Source organism: Bartonella sp. CB10SXKL, assembly GCF_042195515.1.
Classification (GTDB): Bacteria; Pseudomonadota; Alphaproteobacteria; order Rhizobiales; family Rhizobiaceae; genus Bartonella.
This window is the reverse complement of record NZ_JBHION010000016.1, coordinates 13,294-32,000: the sequence shown is the minus strand read 5'-3', so window position 1 is coordinate 32,000 and position 18,707 is coordinate 13,294. Positions and strand designations below refer to the sequence as shown.

The following is an 18,707-nucleotide window of genomic DNA, read 5'->3' as shown; positions in this document are numbered from 1 at the left end:
ATGGGGCGTTTTGTTGTCGAATCGGTTGTAAGTTGTGGTGGCAGTGATGGAGAGATTTTGCGCCTTTGTGGCAAAAGTGCCTCGATGCGTAAAGAGCTCAAAGAACAGGTGAGTGAACATTTTGATCACAAAACTGTTGGTGAGATTGTTGAGACACTTGCCAAACGCCATGGCTATCAAGCAAAGGTCAGTCCTCAGTTCACCACACAAACTTTGCCTTATGTGATTCGTACAGATCAATCGGCGGTTGATTTTTTAACCCGCCTTGCCGATCGCATGCGGGCACGTTTTTTGATCAAGGACAATAAGTTTTTATTTTTAAGCGGTGACAATTTACCAGCACTCGAACTTCATAAGCACGACTGTTCCAACTGGGAATTTACCTTAGAGCCACGTACGCAATATGGCACCATTGAAGCTTCTTATTTTGATCGCTCAAAAGGGCAGCAATGCCAAGTCAAACATCAGACAGGGTTTAGCGGTCCCGTGCGGCGTTTGCGGACTTGTTACACTTGTGAGGAGGAAGCACGAGCTGCTGCTGCTTCCGAGTCGGACAGGTTGTGTCGTGCTGTAGGCAGTGGTTCTTTGACCCTTGAGGGACGCCCTGAAATCATGGCGGATCAACCTCTCATCCTTCAAGGGTTTCGTGGGCAAATCAATGGTCCATGGAAAGCCGCGACCGTTACCCACCGCTATGAAAAACAAAGCGGATACACAACAGAAATCACCTTTGAGGCACCAGACAAGGGAAAAGAGGCAGAGGAAAATAAACCTTGGAGAGACAGAAAATCAAAGGGTCAACTTGACCTTTGATCGGTGTTGAAGAGTATTGAGACCAAAATCAAAAGTTCGCACTTTGGTGTGGAGGTAAGGAATAGGTGCAACTTGCACCAATTGCTCAAAGAGCAATAGGATCAAGTTGATCCAATTGCATGAGTACAGCAATAGGGTAATGTTTACCCAATTCCTTAAAGGAGTAATGATGAAAACATTGCACAATTGCATACTGAAAAGGAATTCGGTCAAGTTGACCGAATTGCTTAAACGCTTTTTCTCTTTTTGATAGTATGCTTAGGATACAGAAAAATTATCAGTCAATTTGATTGATCATCTCAAATTGCGATTTTGAGTAGAAAAGAAAAAGGGGCTTTAAATACCCTTTTAAAGGTCTTTGAAGACCCTTTGAGAACCCCTTAAAAACTCTTTGAAAAAAAATAAATTGGTACAAAACCTAGTGGCAAAATATACAAAACCTGCTGGCAAGCTACATTGGTACAAAACCTAGTGTCAAAATATACAAAACCCGCTGGCAAGCTACAACAGGCAAGCTACATACATACAACTGGCTGGGGAACTTGGATTCGAACCAAGATTGACGGAGTCAGAGTCCGCTGTTCTACCATTAAACTATTCCCCAATAAGCCAATTTTACCATTTCTAGCAGATTCTATAGTGTAGGCAAGTGCAAAAAATCTTTAGATTATCAATAATAAAGAGCGATAGGGATATCATTATAATCCCAGTAGTGGCGGTCTCAATGTTTTAGCATATAGCAATAAGCGAATAAACACATATAAATAGAGCACACCGTGAACGGAAGCATCACAAACTCTTGTTGAAATATTCTCTATATAGGCATACTTTGTTAAAAGACAGCTACTAAATCATGGAGAATTAATGAGTAATATTTCCACTTATCCTGTTCCCCCAAACCTACAGTTGGTATATGTCTCAAATGTAGAATATTCTACCGCTTTTTACAAATTCATCTTCAAGAAAGAACCTGTGTTTACTTTGCCACGCTATGTTGCATTTGCTTTTTCGGGGGATGCACTCTTTGCTCTCTGATCTGGGGGCGATACGCCTGAGGAAAATGCACCTCGTTTTTCAGAAATCGGCATTATGTTGCCTAAGGGAGAGGATGTAGATAAGCTCTATGCGGAATGGAAAGAGCAAACCACTGTTGAGATAAATGTTTTGAAGGAACCGTATACTGATGTATTTGGACGTACCTTCCTAATCAAAGATCCAGATGGACACATTATTCGTGTTTGTCCACTAGATTAAAAAGCCTGAGATCCGATGTTTAATCGTCTGAATTATAATACCTGAATTATAATAATTGTCTGTTTCCAAAACCTATAAGCTATGCACGCTAAGAGGCTTACTTACGACGCGTGGCTTATCCGTTCGGTGCTGTTCCATTATATTCAGCCCCACAACTTGCCTGTTCCCACAGGCGGCCTCATTGGCTTGGACATCAGTCGGCGTTATTGCATGGCCAGTGATCAGTACCTGTAAATCATAGAAGCTATCCCTCATCGCCTTATGTGGAGTCTTTTGTTGGAATGGGAGGAATATTCTTTACAAGGAAATTGATATCTTTATGAAGTTAAAAAGGTACTGTACATAAAAACTAATAAAATCAATACATTAAGTGCAGTTATTTTGTATAAACCCACTTAAGAATCCATACTTTTATGCATGTTTGAATTGATCATTTTTTATATAAGATTGCCATGGATGAATAGACCATAAAAAGCAAATCATGATGTAAATATTATAACGCATGGGTGTATTCAAATGAAATGAAAAGCGGTTATCATTCATAACAGGTCATAAATTTTATGATACGTTTTTATCACAGCACAAATCACATTGTTTTAAATTTCAGTCGTTTGGAATTATCGATAACATAAATTGTATACATTTAAGAATGGGATGTGTTTTGCTCTTTATTTGAGTGCAACCTTAAAAGGAATAATCGTTTGAAACTATCATAAGCTTATGGATTGAGTTCATAAAGATTGCATAAAAGAATTTAAAGACAAGATCGTTTTTAAAAACGCTTACTAAAAAGTTAGTAAATGATAGGCAGGCATTATATGGATACTATCATCACAATATAGAATGAAAATCACAATGTTATGTCTTATGAAACTGAAAACCTTTTAATGATATAACGCAAGCAAGCGAGCAAAAAACGTTTTAAAAGTTACAGTTTAAAAATACGAAACCAAATGAGCTCCCCCCAAATTGGGGGGCACCTATTGAAAAAAAGATGAGGCAGCAAAATTCAAAACCATTGTAACATCTAAGGCATGGGATTTTATTCAATTTTGAGTCAAAAGCTATAATGTTTAAAGATGGCTCTATTCTAAAGATAATGCCTCCAAAATTGGATTGGTTGATTTTGCCAACTCAAATTTGAGCTGGTTAATTTGCAAAGAAGTTACATTTGAGTGCAAAATGAAAAGATACTTATGAAAGCCTTATTGAGAAAACATTCATTTAAGATGCATTTTCTTTTGATTGGATTGATAAAGTTACTAAGCTTTTATAGGCTCTATAATGCTAATGAATGATATCAAAATCATAGCTATCATTTACGTTTCTTTTGATAAGTTTTCATATTTCTAATAGAGCACTTGCAATATGATACGTTTTGTATATATGCATTCATTACTCCATTGTGGATGATTCATTCGAATCTTATAATCAATATCTGAAAGCCGCGTCATATCATTTGGCACGGCTTTCTTTTTTGAATTCTCTTTAGATAGGTTTATAGCTATTAGATAAGGCGTTCCCATAAACATAGCCAGATATACGTGTATTACTATGGAAAGGATTTATTTGCGAGAGGATTACCAGACGATGTTTGCTTTGCTTGTGCAATTAAAGGGAAAGTCAATGATGTGCCTCAGATCCGAAAAATCTTTAGCCAATTTAAGATAAAAGAGGTTGGCACATCTTATACATGTGGTTCAAAGAATCCACACCGGCTCAAGAGCTTATCATCTCAAATTGCAATTTTTAGAGGAAGAGAAAAATATGCATTAAAGGGATTTTAAATAACCCTTGAACGTTTTTGAAGATCCTTTGAAAAAAATAAATTGATGCAAAACCTGCTTTCAAATTATACAAAATCCGATGACAAGCTACAATCATTAAATACTGGCTGGGGAACTTGGATTCGAACCAAGATTGACGAAGTCAAAGTCCGCTGTTCTACCATTAAACTATTCCCCAATAAGCCAATTTTACTATCCCTAGCAGATTCTATAGTGCATGCAAGCGCAAAAAATCTTTATGATTATCGATAATAAAGAGCGATAGGGATGTCATTAATTGTTTTGATTTGAATATCGACATCATAAATGTCTTTAAGAATTTTTGGTTGCATAATTTCTTTTGGAGTCCCACAATAGGCCGCTTTCCCATTTTTCAATGCAACAATCATATCTGAGTAAGATGAGGCAAAATTAATATCGTGCATAACAATAAGAATGGTTTTTTTCAGTTCATCAGCTGTGCGGCGTAACTGCTTCATCATAGAAACGGCATGTTTCATATCCAGATTGTTTAATGGTTCATCTAAAAGAAGATAATCAGTGTCTTGGCAGATAACCATGGCTATAAAAGCGCGTTGACGCTGACCGCCAGAAAGCTCATCTAAAAAACGGTCTTTTAAATCTTGTAAGCCGAGATAGCGTAGCGCACTGTCGATAAATTGTTTATCTTCATGTGTATACCAGCCTTTTGAATAAGGATAGCGTCCGAAACTTACTAAATCGTACACGGTTAAGCGAAAAGACAAAGGATTTTCTTGACGCAGAATTGAGAGTTTTTGAGCCAAAATATCGTGGGGCATTTTATCAATATCAAAGCCGTCGATATGAATTGTACCATTATGGTGTGGCAAAAGACGTCTTATCAGCATTAAAAGAGTTGATTTTCCGGAACCATTGGGCCCAATGAGAGAAATAATCCCCCCTTTTGGAAGATGAAGGCATAAATTATCGATAATCAATCGTGCTCCGTAAGCCTTGGAAAGATGATTGATCTCAATCATTTTAGTTTTCCCTTCATCAGTAACATTAAGAAAACAATACCCCCACAAAACTCAATGATAAAACTTAAACGCCCTGCCATATGAAAAATTTGTTCTAAAATAAATTGTCCCCCCACCAAACAAATAATCGCTAACAATATTGCAATCGGCACAACAACACTGTGTTTTGCTTGAGGAGAAAGTTCATAGGAAAGGTTGGCAACTAACAGTCCAAAAAAGGTGACGGGGCCTACTAATGCGGTGGAAATGGATACGAGAATGGAAACAAAAATAAGGACAGCTGTCGCACTTTTGTGGTAATTAACGCCAAGATTGAGGGCATTTTCACGTCCCAAAGCCAAAATATCAAGAAGATGACGGGAATGCCATCCAATCAGACTCACAATGAAAACAATGATTGTGGCAAAGCTTATTAATGGTGTATTGAATTTATTAAAATTTGCAAACATAATATCCGTTAAATTCATCATTTGGTCTGGATTTAGTTGCAATTGCATAAACATCCGTAAACTGAAAAAAAAGCCGCCTAAAACAACACCGATTAAAAGCGTCAAATGAAGCCCTTTTAGGCTTCCTGAAAAGAGCCAGCGAAAAAGGCTTATTGAAAAAAGAATAAGAATGAGGGCTTCAAGAACAAGCTGTCCTTCTTCATTCAAAAAGGGTAAAGAAAGAGAGCCTACAAAATACATTAGGGCAGTCTTTATTAAAATATAAAGCTGATCAAATCCCATAATTGAAGGGGTAAGAAGACGGTTATTAACGATTGTTTGAAATAAAACCGTAGAAACGCTTATTGCGTAGGCAATAAGAAGCAGAGAGGAAAGTTTTGTAAGACGAAATTTCCATGTATAAACATTGATATTCCATGTCATGTAAAGACTAATGATAGTACATGCTATGATGATAAGTGTTGTTAGTACACATATTGTTTTTCTTCTTCTATCCAAGACGCTTTCTCCAGCGTAAAAGCAGTATCATAAAAATAAAACTACCGATTACACCCATTATGGTGCTGATGGGAATTTCAAGAGAGGGATGAATTATTCGTCCTAAAAGATCACAAATCAAGACCAATCCTGCACCGCTGATGGCCACCCAAGGAGCGGTATAGCGCATATTATCTCCCATGAAACTTGAAACAATATTTGGAATAATCAACCCAACAAAAGGAATACGGCCAATGGTACAGACAACAACAGCAGTGATTGAGGCGACAATAAAAAGACCAAAAAACATGACAACACGATAATTCAATCCAAGGTTGTTGGTTAAATCTTCTCCCAAACTTGCAACCGTAAAGCGATCAGCAGTACAATAGGCTAGAATACAAAGGGGAAGGGATAACCATAAGAGCTCATATTTTCCTTCAAGAACCATCGCAAAACTGCCAAATAAGTAAGCTTGAAGAGAAGGGAGTAACATTTCATAATCTGCAATGGCATTGGTTAAAGAGCCAATAATATAGCTTAGCATAATCCCTGTAAGGGGTACAATGAGAGCAGATTTTAGAGGAATGCGTCGCAATAAAAACATAAAAAGTAAAGTGCCTGCCATGGCAAAAATTGTCGCAACGACCATTTTTCCTAAAACAGGAATATCGGGTAAAAAAATCATAATAAAAAGAATGCCAAGGGAAGCAGATTCAATGGTTCCAGTGGTTGATGGCTCGACAAAGCGATTGCGTGTCAATAGTTGCATAATCATACCTGAAAGTGCAAGTGCTGCGCCTACTAAAAGGATTGCAATGGTACGAGGAAGACGTGTTTGCCAAAAGATAAGCCACGCATGGGGATCGGCTGCGAAAAGGTTAGAAGGTGTGACATCAGAATAACCAACAAAAATGCTGAGGATCGACAGGAAAATTAGAAGTGTTATGGTTATCCAGTAATTCTTCACGTTAAATCATTTTCTAACAAAATCTACAAAAAGCAAAGACTGCTTAATAAACAACCTCTGCTTTTAAATTTTATTTATATAGCAAGCAAGCTCTTTTGTACGCTTATTTGCTCTTTGTAAAGGCTTCATTGATCTGCTGTGCGGTTTCAATGAGTGCCGTTAAACCACCATTTGCACGATACCAGCTCCAAGAGTCCAAATAAATAATTTGGTTTTGTTTGCTCGCTGTTGTGCGGTGAACAAGCTCATTGTTGAGCAATTGTGCTGCGGATTGTCCTTCCCGTCCAATGGCTGCATCGCGATCAATCACTAACAACCAATCAGGATTGGTTTCAAGAATGAATTCAGGAGAAATGAGTTGTCCATGTTTTTGCACGGTAAGTTTATCGGTTGCAGGGGCAATTCCAAAAGCGGAGTGAAAAATATCGAAACGTGATTTTGGTCCGAAAGCACTGATTTTTCCACCAGAAGTCATGAGTATGAGCCCAGTGCCTTTTCCTTGGGTATTTTTACGGACTTCAGCAAAAGCTTCATTGAGTTTTGCAATTTCCTGTTCTGCTTCTTGTGTTTTGCCAAAAATTTTTCCAAGGATAGACACATTTCGTTTAATATCTTCAAGAGAATTTTCGTTTTCTACTGTTAGATCAATTGTTGGAGCTATTTTGGATAAATCTTTATATTTTGCTTGAGTTCTGGAGGAAATAATAATCAAATCGGGTTGAAGAGTGGCAATTTTTTCATAATCTGGTTCAAAAACGGTTCCAATTCTTTCATATTTTTCATCATTAAATTGTTGTAGATAGGAAGGTTTTTTTCCTTCGGGAAGGCCGATAACGGCTTTGATACCAAGGCGATTCATATTATCTAGCGAAGCAAGATCAAACACAACAACCTTTTGCGGAGAAGCGGGAACAGAAGTCGTGCCTGAAACATGATCAATCGTTACATTTGTCTGGGTACTGGTATTTGCAATACTCGTATGAGTCCACAAAACCGTTGCAAAGCTCATTGCAACCAGTAAAACAGAAGTCATCCATTTCATATATTTTATCATCGTGATTTTATCCTTTTATCTGATATTACAAGGGGTTGTGCAATTAAAAACCTTAACTTAGGTATCTTTATGCACAAAATGAAGCGTAAATAAATAACACTATGTTGTAAAGTTGACTTACATATGTTACAAATCGTTCACTTACCTCATTTTCACTTAATTCTAGTGTTTTTGCAACATTATTTAGAAAGTTTGACATATGATCAATGTATTTAAAAAGCGTACACGTTTGTACGCACTAACAACAAGTGCTTTCTTCTTTTTACAAGGTGTAGATGCTTCTATGGGGAATAGTTGGTGGTCAATATCTGCAATTACATCTCTGATACCATCTTTCGGAAGTTCATCAAAATCTCCTGCACCTAAATCTGCACCTGCACCTAAAGCACCTGCACCTGCACCTGAAGTAGCAGAATTACCTCAAGCTCCTTTAGCACAAGTTGCTAGCCCAGTTAAGGGTGGCAGTGGTTCTCCTAATGCTGGCGGTGGCGCTGGTGGCGCTGGTGGTGTCCCTGGTGGCGCTGGCGTTGGTGGTGTCCCTGGTGGCGCTGGCGTTGGTGGTGTCCCTGGTGGCGTTGGTGTTGGTGGTGTCCCTGGCGGCATTGGTGTTGGTGGTGTCCCTGGCGGCGTTGGTGTTGGTGGTGTCCCTGGTGGCGTTGGCGTTGGTGGTGTCCCTGGCGGCGTTGGCGTTGGTGGTCTCCCTCCTGCTCCTGCTGCAAATCAATGTGATGGGAGTTTCGTGACCCGTAACTCTGTGCTCTGTTCTGATGGGGGGCTTCATAAGCTAAAGAGAAGTACTATTAATGTGTCGAGCTTTGGCGATAACGCTGTGCATGCAACAGGACAGGTTACTCGGAAAGAGGGGTATAAAGCGGGTGAGCAAGAAGTCTCGTATTCAATTCGAGGGACAACTGTTGAGTTAGAGCAAGTATCTATTAGGGGGGTAGATTTTCCAGAAGGTAATATTGTTTTAAATTCTAATGAAAATGATGATTCTGATGATTTGAATGATTATCTTAATCAAAAATTTGGGGCGGGAGCACTAGCAACGCTTAATTCAAATATTAAGCTAGAAAATTCAAATATTAAGAAATTTATAGTTGGGGTTGATGCTCAAAGCGAGGCAAGGGTTCATATGAAGGGTGGAGGAATCTATTATACTGGGATAGGAGCGTCTGCTGATTTTCAGTCGTTTGTTTTTCTCAATGGAGTAGATTTTTATACTGTTGGAATTGGTTTACAAAGTTCTGGCAGGTCTGGAATAATGATGCAATCTGGGTCGATTAATCTTGTTCAAGGTGGGGTGGGAGTTGTATCGGGGTATAAAGGGATTGTAAAATTAGAAAGGGTTAATATTAAGCTTCCAAATGGGATAAGCGAGCAAGAGAGTTCTGATTCTGAAAGTCCTTCAAATCTTATTTTCTTGTCAGATGGAGGTCTTATTTCTTTTAATAAAGGAGAAGTTAAGGCTTCTAATGCAGTTGCTCTTTGGGTTACTAGTGGTTCTAATGAGATTTTAGAGTCCCCAATAGATGATCGTGCTTTTGGGATTGGTGTTTTGCAGGATCGTTTTGTTATTGATGATAAGCGTAATGATAATGGTGATTCTCCTTATACAAAGGATGAAATGCTTGAGCTGAATGCACTCTATGATACTTATCACGCTACGAGGGGTGCTCTTGGTAATGCTCTCTCTACTATAAATTGGACTAAGGGTAATTCGCAGGGTTTGCAATATATACAAAGTATTACGGGGGATGAAGAGAATAAAAGTCATTTTAAGATTAAAGCTGATATTCAAGGATCAACTATTCAAATAGCGGGAAAAGATTCTTATGGCATATATTTTAATACGGTAGCTGCAGAAGGGGAAGGAGAAACCATAATAGATGAAAACAATGATAATAAAGCGCAGATGGTTGCTTTAAAAAACACCACTCTTAAAATTCCACAAGGTATAGCTATTTATGGTGGTGATGTAAATGGTGCTGTCATTTTAGGAGAGAATACCGTTCTTTGGGGTGATTTATTTTTAAAAGCTGAATCTCGTTCTAATCTATTCGTGCACGCTTATAGATCTTCGATTATAGGTGGAGCTCGTGTTGATGAGAATGCAAGTGCTAGGCTTTATTTGTCTAAGTCAGGATTGTATTTAACAAAAAGTGTTCATCAGAAGCAATCGGAAACAGGTAAAAATCGTATAGATTCAAGTTTTTCATCGATAGAGTTGTCAGATAGTAGTATTGTATTTTTGCCTCCAAGGAGTGAAGATGAAGGTTATCAAACACTGCAAGTTGGATATAGACGAGGTGTAGATTATCAAGCTAACGGTTTGTGGCATGCTGAGGAAGATTCCAAGCTTTATGTCAATGTGAATTTTGTTTCTGATAACTCAGATAACGTTAAGCTTGTATCTGATAAGCTTTTGGTTTATGGCAACGTTTCTGGAAAAACAAAGTTGTATGTAAATGATAATTCTGTCATCACCACTTTAAATGGAAAACTAAAAAATGGAGACAAAATTCAGCGTCAAGGTGTGCAAAATCAAAATGAACAGGAGGAAAATAGAAAAAGACCTGCCCCTCTTCAAATTATTCAAGTTTATGGAGATGCACAAAAAAATTCTTTTGAACTTGCTAATGGATATGTCACATTGCAGGGATCACCTTATCAATATGTTCTTAGGGCGTCTGGTCCAATAAGATTTTCCAGTACTTCAAGGGGAGTTGAAAAGAAACCTGATACAGTGTGGATTTTCAGCTTAGAAAGTAAATTAGAAGATGGTGAGAGGCGGCATATAGCTTATGGACCTCGTAATACACAAGCGCAAACTGTTGTTTTTGATGTTTTGCCATCTGAAGGTGAATATATTGTATCTGGGGTAAATGGTTCTTCAGAATTAGATTCTTCATCAGGACTTGATCAAGTTACTGCTTCTATTTTGTCTAGCAATCCTACGCTGCTTGGGAGATCTGATGTAGAAGAGTCTGCCGTGGATTCAGTTGATGTGTCTGATGGGAATTCTATTCCAACTTTTGAAGTTTCAGGACATACTCCATCTGCTTCACTAAGTGTTTTGACAACTGAGGAGATTGTTGAGGGAAGTGTAGATACTTCTCCTAATGGAACAGATAGTCAAAATGAAGTAGAATATGCTACAGCGGTCCATAGTGATACTGATGCAGTTGATGTGAATTATGTAGGTGAAGGTAGATCTACTCTATTACTGGAAACAGAAGATGGATTAACAGATGAAAATAGTGAGACTTTAAGTATTGTTCCTCTTGATAATTCAAGTGCGAAATCTAATGATGTAGGGTATGATATAGTAGAAGAAGAAGGTAATATTACAGAGAGTAATAGTACAAAGGTTGTGTTAATTCCGTCTCAGGCTGTTATATCTTCTGCTCCTCAATCTTCTACGCTGGGGAGTTCTGTACTTGGAAGGTCTGACACAGGCGCTTCTGATGTGGAATTAGGTCCTTTGACTGGAATTTCTTCAGTTTCTGGAACTGAAGAACGGATTTCATCTTCTGCTTCTCGATCTTCTTCGTTGAGAAATGTTACGACTGAAGTGCCTGCTGCTTCTAGAAAAACTAACAAGCCTAAGGTTTATTCTACCCTAGTTAAGTCTATTAAATCTAAGCAATCTAAGCAAAAGAATCCTGTCTCTAGGGAGAAGGATGGTAAACCTGTAGCGCGTGTTCTACTTTACAATAAAGGAGCCGACACACTTAGATCTGAATCGCAAGAGCCTGAGGTTGTGTATACTGTATTAGCCAATGGTATAAAGCAGGAGGGTGTTTCTTCTACGTGTGATGTTACACAGAATAATGGTGGGAAGGCGTTGCAAACTCCTTATTCATGTAGTGATGGTCAATCTCGGACAATAACCAACCTTATATTGAAGGCAAGTGATAAAACTCAGCATCCTATGCATGTAAAAAATCAAAATACGGTTATTAAGTTAGAGGGAGCCAGAATTAGTGGTGCGGATTTTTCTGATAGCAAAAATAATGTTGATTTTAATAAAATATATGCCGTGAGTGCTGTGCTTGCAGAAGAGGGGGCAGAAGTTGTTTTGAATAATAAATCAACAATTACCTCTTCTGTGATTGGGCTTGAAGCGCAAAGTGGCGGAAAGATTAAGATGAACAATGGAACAGTTAATGCTTATTATGTGGGCGCTTTCGCAGATTCTGGGGCATCTATTGATTTGAAGGATACGAAAATTAACGTGACGGGGGATTTGGCTGTGGCTGGTTTGGCGAGTCAGGCTGGTGAGGTAACTATGGACTCTGGAACGATTATGCTGACAAATGGAGTGGCTGTTCGCTCAGAAGCTGGGGGAAGCATTAAGTTAAACAAAGTTAACATTACTGCGAAAAAAGGACAGGGTAAGTTAGATTCCGCAGATAGCTTTGGGAGTGCAGCTTTTCTGTTGAGTGATAATGGTTCTGTTGATTTCAAAAATGGGAGTGTTGTGACTGATGCTCATGCTTTGTGGGTTATAAAGGGTGATGATGTGGTTGAAACGGGGACTTCTAGGAAAAGGAGATCTTCTGAGGCTCGTCCTACTGTGAATCGCGCAAATATTGAGTCTTCTATTGTTAAAGTAGAAGGTGATGAAACCTATGGTATATATTTTGATGGAGTAACACAGAAAGAAGAGAGTCAACAAAATCGAAGTAAGGATTTAGAAACTGAGAAAGCAATTGTTGCTAAGCGGAGCGCTGTATCCAAACAGGAGAAAACACCTATAGGCATAACAGGGACAGTTTCGTTGAAGAAAACTGGTTTTGAAGTTGCAAAGGGTATAGCGATCTATGGTAATAATTCTGGTGGTCATGTTTCAGTAGAAAATAAAACAACTCTTGTTGGTGACTTGTTGTTGAAGGCTGACAATGATTCCAATATATCGGTTTTGGTTGATAGTTCTATTGTTAAAGGCGATGTTCGCGTTGATAAAAGTTCTTATGCAAAATTAGATTTAATTAATCAATCAGAGTGGATTCTAAAAAGAAGTGCACAGAGGAATTTGGGTACTCCAGATTTAGGATGTGTGGATTCATGCGTTTCTTCTGTAAGTCTTGTAAATAGTACTATTGATTTTGCATCTTCGGAATCTGAAGGAAAATATCAGACTCTCCATATTGGAAATGGGAAAGGAACAGTTTATGCTGCACAGGGTAATGCTGCAATTCATCTCAATGCACGTTTAAATCCTCATGATCCGAATAATCAGCAAGTCACTGATCGGCTTGTAATTCATGGTGATGTTTCTGGAAAAACAAAAATACATGTACGAGGTGATGCGGGCAATGTAGGAGATGGTAAAGCGAATGCCAAGATTGCTCATACTGTTTCAATTATTCAGGTCTATGGTCAAGCAAAGAAAGACTCTTTCCAACTCAATGGCAATTATGTTGCACTGAGAAACTCACCTTACAAATATACTCTTCGTGCTTATGGTCCAGAAGCGACTTCGAAACAGGAGCATGTTCAGCAGAAATTTGTTAAGGATGGTGGAGAATTTTGGAACTTCCGTCTAGAAAATCAGTATGTTAAGTCTGTTGGATCTGCTGCCCTTCCTGAACAATTTGTAAGGTCTGTTGTTCCACAGGTTCCAACTTATCTTGTCTTGCCTAATAGCGTATTCCACGCTGGTTTGATGGATATTAGCAATCAAAATAAGCAATTGGAGACGTTGCGGATGACTTCTACAGGAATGGTAGAGGTTCGTGAAAATCCCGCTTTATACTTGCGCGGCTATGGTGGAAGTTACCGTTATGCTTCAGATCTTTCCGCACTTGAATATGGTTACGACGGCGATCTTAGTTATAATGGTGTAGAGGCAGGTGTTCTGCTGCAAACTATTGAAAATGCTGACAGTGCTATATCCTTTGGCGTTATGGGAACTTATGGAAAGCTTTCTCTGCAGCCTTTGAATGTTGAGCAAAGCCAGAAGAGTGCATTTGATAAATGGACTGCTACGGTATATGGTAGCATGCAGCATAATGCTGGCTTCTATGTCGACGGTCTTTTATCCTATGGTCTGTTCAAAGGTGATGTTCTCACCCTTGCACGGGGTAAAACAGCAACATTAAAAGGTAATCCTTTGAGTGTTTCTTTAGCTGGTGGTCAGACAATTGTGACAGGATATAAGGGTTTTGTCTTTGATCCGCAGGTTCAGGTTGTGTATCAACATCTCCAGTTTAATAAAGCTCGTGATATTGACAATTTTGATATTGAAATGGGTAACCTTAATCAGTGGGTAGCACGTGTTGGTGGACGCTTAACCAAGATTCCTACAGGTTCTGAAGGCGTGAATGCTATTGCTTTCTATGGTAAGCTTTATCTTGCTCATGGTTTTGAAGGAAAACAGTCTGTGCATTTCAATGATGCTTTCAAGTTAGGAGCTTTTGGTTCCTCTATAGAGGCTGGATTAGGTTTTAATGCCAAATTGTTGCCACAGTTCTCTCTGCATGCTGATATTCTCTATCAACATAAGCTTAATAAGGCTGGTTTTTCGGGAACAAGTTTTTCCGGAGGAGTACGTTATCAGTTTTAATATAAGGTACACTATGTACTTTTTTAGAAAAGGCAGCACATTGTGCTGCCTTTTTTCTTTATAACAACTTGTGTTGTTCTTAAAAAATCTCGTCTTCTTTATTAAGCAAAAAAGACATAGTTTGTTTTATGCATGAGAGTACTTTTCTCCGCTAAAGCGAATTTTCTTAAAATTTATGCTGCTACTGATGCGATAGAGTGCTTCGCTTTTATCGGCTTTTTAAGCGTTCAGCAGACCGGTATGCGTTACGTTATCCTTTTTGGTACTATATTGATATCTAATATAATATTTGATGTTTTCTAAAGCTCGTTTTTGAGCGTTTGTTTTCTACTGATTTAAATCATTGTTTCATTCGTCTCCTTGTGGATTAATTTTTAAAGTTCACAAGGTTTGATTGTGTTTTTAATTAATTGCACGCACCGGTTTTATTTTTTCTTTACACGAAATACAGAATGCATTATACACTCATAAAGTGTGTTTTGTAACTATTCTCTTATAGGTGGTTTTGGCGTAGAGCTTTTGCCAAATTTATTGGGATAATTCATTGCACAGTTCAGATGAGCATGAGGCATGTTCTTTTGTTACACTTTTCGTATTTTTGAGGTGTGCAATGGGGTGTTTTGTAAGTGCTTTTGTTTTTAATGAGAGGGGAAGGAAAGTTTCGAGGGAACTATGATTAAAGTTTTTAGAAATCATGTATGTTTATGTGCTTGTACAACCGCTATCCTCTCTTTGCTTCAAAATGGAAGAGAAGTGTATGCCGCTACAGAGGAGGTCGGTAAACCTTATGTTATAACTGTTACTCCGATTAACGGTATTAGTGTTACTTCTGGTCCTCATCTTAGTGGGAGTAATGCGTATATGCCTCCCCTTAGTGGAGAGAGTGGGCAGAATTATTATCCTCCTAATATGATTCCTGTTGGCAATAACGATGAGGGTATTCGTGGGGGAAGTGATTATCGTGGGTTGAGTGGAATGGAGGGATCAAATAATGGTCATATAGATAACTCTGTTAAAGATGCAGGCTTTGATGAAAGAGGTATAAAGCGTGGGTTTTATTACTATAATGGGTTGTATTATATATGCGATAATTGCGGGGAGTCTAAAGGGAAGCCTAAAATTGATAATAAATCTTATAAGATTACGAATGAGAACGCTTCCAATTATCCTGAAAATCCTACTGCTATAACGGTGAAAGGAATAGGTACAGAAGTTCGCGGAGAGGATGTAACGGTTAGTAGTCAAGTTGCTGATAAAACTTTTCTAATGGGGGTACATGTATTAGAGAACGGTAAGATTGTTTTGAAAGATCCGATTATCAAAAATACAGTTATAGCCCTTCGTGCGAGTGATGGCGTGATTGAGGTAAAAAATGGAAAGATTAAGGCAAGTCATGAGGGTGTTGATGCAACAGAGAAATCGTTTGTTCTTTTAGAAGATACAGAAATTAAGACAGCTAATGGGAATGCAAGTCTTTTAAGTTATGATCATTCAGAAATTTGGATGTCAGGTGGATCAGTTGATTTTATGAACAGCCATGGGATTTCTTCGATGTTAGGTGGAAAAGTAAATCTCGAGAATGTTAAAATTACTGGGAAGGGTGATAAAGGTAAGGATCGTGCGGTTGTGCATATGGATTTAGGGGGGGCTGTTAATTTAGAGGGTACTATTGTTAGTACTGGTGGGGGTATCCATGGCATATTATTAGAAAATATAGTCAATTCTATTCCTCTTCAGGAAGTTAAAGATTTATCAAATGAGGATTCTGATTCAAAGATTCCTGTGACTGAAGTTAATATGAAATCCTCTTCTGTTACCGTAAAGGGTAAGGGATCTTATGGTATCTATTTTCGGGGAGAGAAGCCATGGAGTGAAGGTGGGGATAAAAAAGAAGAAATTTCATCAGAGGAAGAAAAAGTTCCACCACGATTAGAAGTTGTTAATTTGGATAAAACAGAGTTTTCTGTTTTAGACGATGCGGCTCTTTATGGTAAAAACATGATTTCTGGTGCGGTGGGGTTGGTACACAGCACTCTTCGTTCAGGGAATTTTTTATTAAAAGCTGAGGAAGGTGCTTCTATAACAGTTTTGGCGGATGCTTCTACTCTTGAGGGTCGCACACACGTTGATAAAAATTCTAATGCTGAGCTTTATTTAGGAGGTCATTCTCAATGGATTTTACAACAACCGTTGCAAAAAGATCAACACGAGGCTGCACATGATTCTTCTATTTCACTCGTGAGTCTTATGGATGAGAGCTCTATTAATTTTAAAAGACACGAATCTTCTTCTGTTGATGATTATCAAACCCTTCGTGTGGGAAAGGGAAAGGGTGAAGTTTATAAAGCACAGGGCGGTGCCTCTATTTCTCTTAATACATACCTGAATAGTGGTGGTGCTCTTGATCATCAAAAGACTGATCGTGTTTTAATTCATGGTGATGTTTCGGGAAAAACAAAGCTCCAAGTGCATGGAGTTGCAGGAAGTCCAGGAGGATATACGGGAAAGGGGGGGAATGCTGAAGGTATTTCAATCATTCAGGTTTCTGGAGAAGCAAAGCAAGATTCTTTTCAGTTGGAAGGTGGTTATGTAGCATTAGATAAATTGCCTTATCAGTATAAGCTTTATAGTTATGGTCCAGGGTCTCATTTGGGAAAAGCAAACATGGATCAAAGATTAGTTGAAGGGAACGGAGATTTTTGGGATTTCCGCCTTGAAAGTAGATCTATAGATTCTGATGTTAAACCTAAACCAGATCCCGATCCCATTCCAGGACCAGAACCTTTTCCAGAACCAGCTCCGGAGCCTCATCCTCGTCCTAAGCCGGGCGTTAAGGCTGTTGTTCCGCAGGTTCCGACTTATCTCCTTTTGCCTAATGCCTTACGTCATATTGGTTTGATGAATGTTAACAATCAAAATAAGCGATTAGAAGCTTTGCGAATTGCTTCTGGGGGCTTATTAGAAAGTCGTGAAAATCCTTTCTTTTTTGTGAGCGGTTATGGCGGCAATCATCGTTATACTTCAAATCTTTCTGCGCTTGAATATGGTTATGGCGGCGAGTTTGATTATAATGCACTAGAGGCTGGTGTTTTGCTGAAAGCAATCGAAAATACGTATGGTTCCACTTCTTTTGGAATTATCGGGGCTTACGAGAGATTTTCTTTGCAACCTTTGAATGTTGAGCAGAGTCAAAAAAGTACATTTGATAAATGGTCAGTTACAGCATATGGTGGTATGCAGCATGATGCGGGTTTTTACGTTGATGGTCTTGTGTCTTATGGGTTTTTTAAGGGTGATGTTCTAACAACCGCACGGGGCAAGACGGCAACATTAAAGGGAAATCCTTTAAGTGCTTCATTGACTGCTGGTAAAACATTTATGGTAGGAGAGGACGGTTTTGTTTTTGATCCTCAAGTTCAGGTTGTTTATCAATATCTTCAATTTAATAAGGTGCGTGATGTGGACGGCTTTGATATTGATTTAGGAAAGCTTCATCAATGGATAGGGCGTGTTGGGGGGCGTTTAACAAAGAGGCTGGTCGCTACTGATGAGGCTCAAGTTATTTCTTTCTATGGCAAGCTTCATCTTGCTCATGGTTTTGAAGGAAAACAATTTGTGCATTTTAAAGATGCTTTTCAGCTAGGTGCTTTTGGTTCTTCATTAGAAACTGGGTTAGGTTTTAATGCCCAATTGTCTCAAAAATTTGCGCTTTACGGCGATTTGGTTTATCAGCACAAACTAACGAAAGCTGGTTTTTCTGGAACGAGTTTTTCAGGTGGATTGCGTTATCATTTCTAGTGTTGTTCCTGTTTTTGATTAATCTTTCAAAAAGCCACAAGTTGTACTTGTGGCTTTTTCTCATTCTCTATTCATCTTGTGTTATAGCATTTTTACGAGAGTGTGACTTTGCATATCTTTAATATGCTTTTAGGTTGGACTTCTTTCATTTTTTTGAAAAGTCTGAAGGCTTGTACGTTATTGTTTCAAAACGCGTATTTCAGAGTGATTATTATATCATTTATAATGTTTTGATTTATAAAGATATTTTTAATTTAGGGTGCTGAAATATTTTCAATGCTCTTATGATGAATCCATAAAAAGCATTCCTTTGTCTATTATATGTAAAATTGGCAGGTGGATAATCATTTAAGAAAGGAGTCAATATAATTTGGGGAATTATATTAAGAGGAGATGATTTACAATATTAGAAATTGGCAAAGACAAAGATGCTACTCAGGCGCGATGAGGACTGTATCCGATGAACTTTTATATTATATCCGCTGTCGTTGTGAAATGGGGATGGAAATAATGAGATATATCTGAGAAAATTG

General features: G+C 38.4%; 8 protein-coding genes, 2 tRNA genes and 2 pseudogenes. 6 read left to right on the top strand and 6 right to left on the bottom strand.

What is annotated here, in order from left to right; all coding sequences use genetic code 11:
- Positions 1 to 813: phage late control D family protein (locus ACFIK3_RS08160; protein WP_375676526.1), on the top strand; the 813-nt coding region annotated here is incomplete at its 5' end.
- 530 nt (positions 814 to 1,343) lie between these two features.
- Here the strand turns inward: ACFIK3_RS08160 and ACFIK3_RS08155 are convergent.
- A tRNA-Gln gene (locus ACFIK3_RS08155) sits at positions 1,344 to 1,417 on the bottom strand.
- A 260-nt stretch (positions 1,418 to 1,677) separates the two neighbouring features.
- Here ACFIK3_RS08155 and ACFIK3_RS08150 point away from each other — a divergent pair.
- From ACFIK3_RS08150 to ACFIK3_RS08140, 3 genes and pseudogenes are all read left to right on the top strand, one after another.
- Positions 1,678 to 1,848, top strand: a complete 171-nt coding sequence (locus ACFIK3_RS08150) for a hypothetical protein (protein WP_375643604.1) — start codon at positions 1,678 to 1,680, stop codon at positions 1,846 to 1,848.
- 27 nt (positions 1,849 to 1,875) lie between these two features.
- Positions 1,876 to 2,067, top strand: a pseudogene (locus tag ACFIK3_RS08145) (glyoxalase); the annotation flags it as partial.
- A gap of 1,553 nt (positions 2,068 to 3,620) precedes the next feature.
- A pseudogene (locus ACFIK3_RS08140) lies at positions 3,621 to 3,820 on the top strand (DNA adenine methylase); the annotation flags it as partial.
- A gap of 138 nt (positions 3,821 to 3,958) precedes the next feature.
- Here the strand turns inward: ACFIK3_RS08140 and ACFIK3_RS08135 are convergent.
- The 5 genes from ACFIK3_RS08135 to ACFIK3_RS08115 form a co-directional block, all read right to left on the bottom strand.
- Positions 3,959 to 4,032 (bottom strand) — tRNA-Gln (locus ACFIK3_RS08135).
- A 64-nt stretch (positions 4,033 to 4,096) separates the two neighbouring features.
- On the bottom strand, positions 4,097 to 4,855 hold the full coding sequence (locus tag ACFIK3_RS08130; RefSeq protein WP_273791485.1) for an ABC transporter ATP-binding protein: 759 nt from the start codon (positions 4,853 to 4,855) through the stop codon (positions 4,097 to 4,099).
- The gene (locus ACFIK3_RS08125) at positions 4,852 to 5,727 is read right to left on the bottom strand and encodes an iron chelate uptake ABC transporter family permease subunit (RefSeq protein WP_375654582.1); all 876 of its coding nucleotides are present in this window, start codon (positions 5,725 to 5,727) and stop codon (positions 4,852 to 4,854) included. The genes ACFIK3_RS08130 and ACFIK3_RS08125 overlap by 4 nt, the downstream gene beginning before the upstream one ends.
- A gap of 67 nt (positions 5,728 to 5,794) precedes the next feature.
- Positions 5,795 to 6,751, bottom strand: coding sequence for an ABC transporter permease (locus ACFIK3_RS08120; RefSeq protein WP_375623944.1), 957 nt, complete (start codon positions 6,749 to 6,751; stop codon positions 5,795 to 5,797).
- A gap of 103 nt (positions 6,752 to 6,854) precedes the next feature.
- Positions 6,855 to 7,805 carry a siderophore ABC transporter substrate-binding protein gene (locus ACFIK3_RS08115; protein ID WP_375631515.1) on the bottom strand — a complete coding sequence of 317 codons (951 nt, stop codon included), beginning with the start codon at positions 7,803 to 7,805 and terminating at the stop codon, positions 6,855 to 6,857.
- A 199-nt stretch (positions 7,806 to 8,004) separates the two neighbouring features.
- On the opposite strand from ACFIK3_RS08115, the gene ACFIK3_RS08110 reads away from it, so the two are divergent.
- Both ACFIK3_RS08110 and ACFIK3_RS08105 read left to right on the top strand, forming a co-directional pair.
- The gene (locus ACFIK3_RS08110) at positions 8,005 to 14,376 is read left to right on the top strand and encodes an autotransporter outer membrane beta-barrel domain-containing protein (protein WP_375676525.1); all 6,372 of its coding nucleotides are present in this window, start codon (positions 8,005 to 8,007) and stop codon (positions 14,374 to 14,376) included.
- Between the two features lie 672 nt (positions 14,377 to 15,048).
- Positions 15,049 to 18,174 (top strand): autotransporter outer membrane beta-barrel domain-containing protein, encoded by a 3,126-nt coding sequence (locus ACFIK3_RS08105; protein ID WP_375676524.1) that lies wholly within the window; start codon positions 15,049 to 15,051, stop codon positions 18,172 to 18,174.
- Positions 18,175 to 18,707: the final 533 nt, after the last annotated feature.

Excerpts from the sequence above, each read along its gene's own strand:
- ACFIK3_RS08150 (WP_375643604.1), top strand. The coding sequence starts at position 1,678 with ATGAGTAATATTTCCACTTATCCTGTTCCCCCAAACCTACAGTTGGTA.
- ACFIK3_RS08110 (WP_375676525.1), top strand. The coding sequence starts at position 8,005 with ATGATCAATGTATTTAAAAAGCGTACACGTTTGTACGCACTAACAACA.
- ACFIK3_RS08115 (WP_375631515.1), bottom strand. The coding sequence starts at position 7,805 with ATGATAAAATATATGAAATGGATGACTTCTGTTTTACTGGTTGCAATG.
- ACFIK3_RS08130 (WP_273791485.1), bottom strand. The coding sequence starts at position 4,855 with ATGATTGAGATCAATCATCTTTCCAAGGCTTACGGAGCACGATTGATT.
- ACFIK3_RS08125 (WP_375654582.1), bottom strand. The coding sequence starts at position 5,727 with ATGACATGGAATATCAATGTTTATACATGGAAATTTCGTCTTACAAAA.
- ACFIK3_RS08105 (WP_375676524.1), top strand. The coding sequence starts at position 15,049 with ATGATTAAAGTTTTTAGAAATCATGTATGTTTATGTGCTTGTACAACC.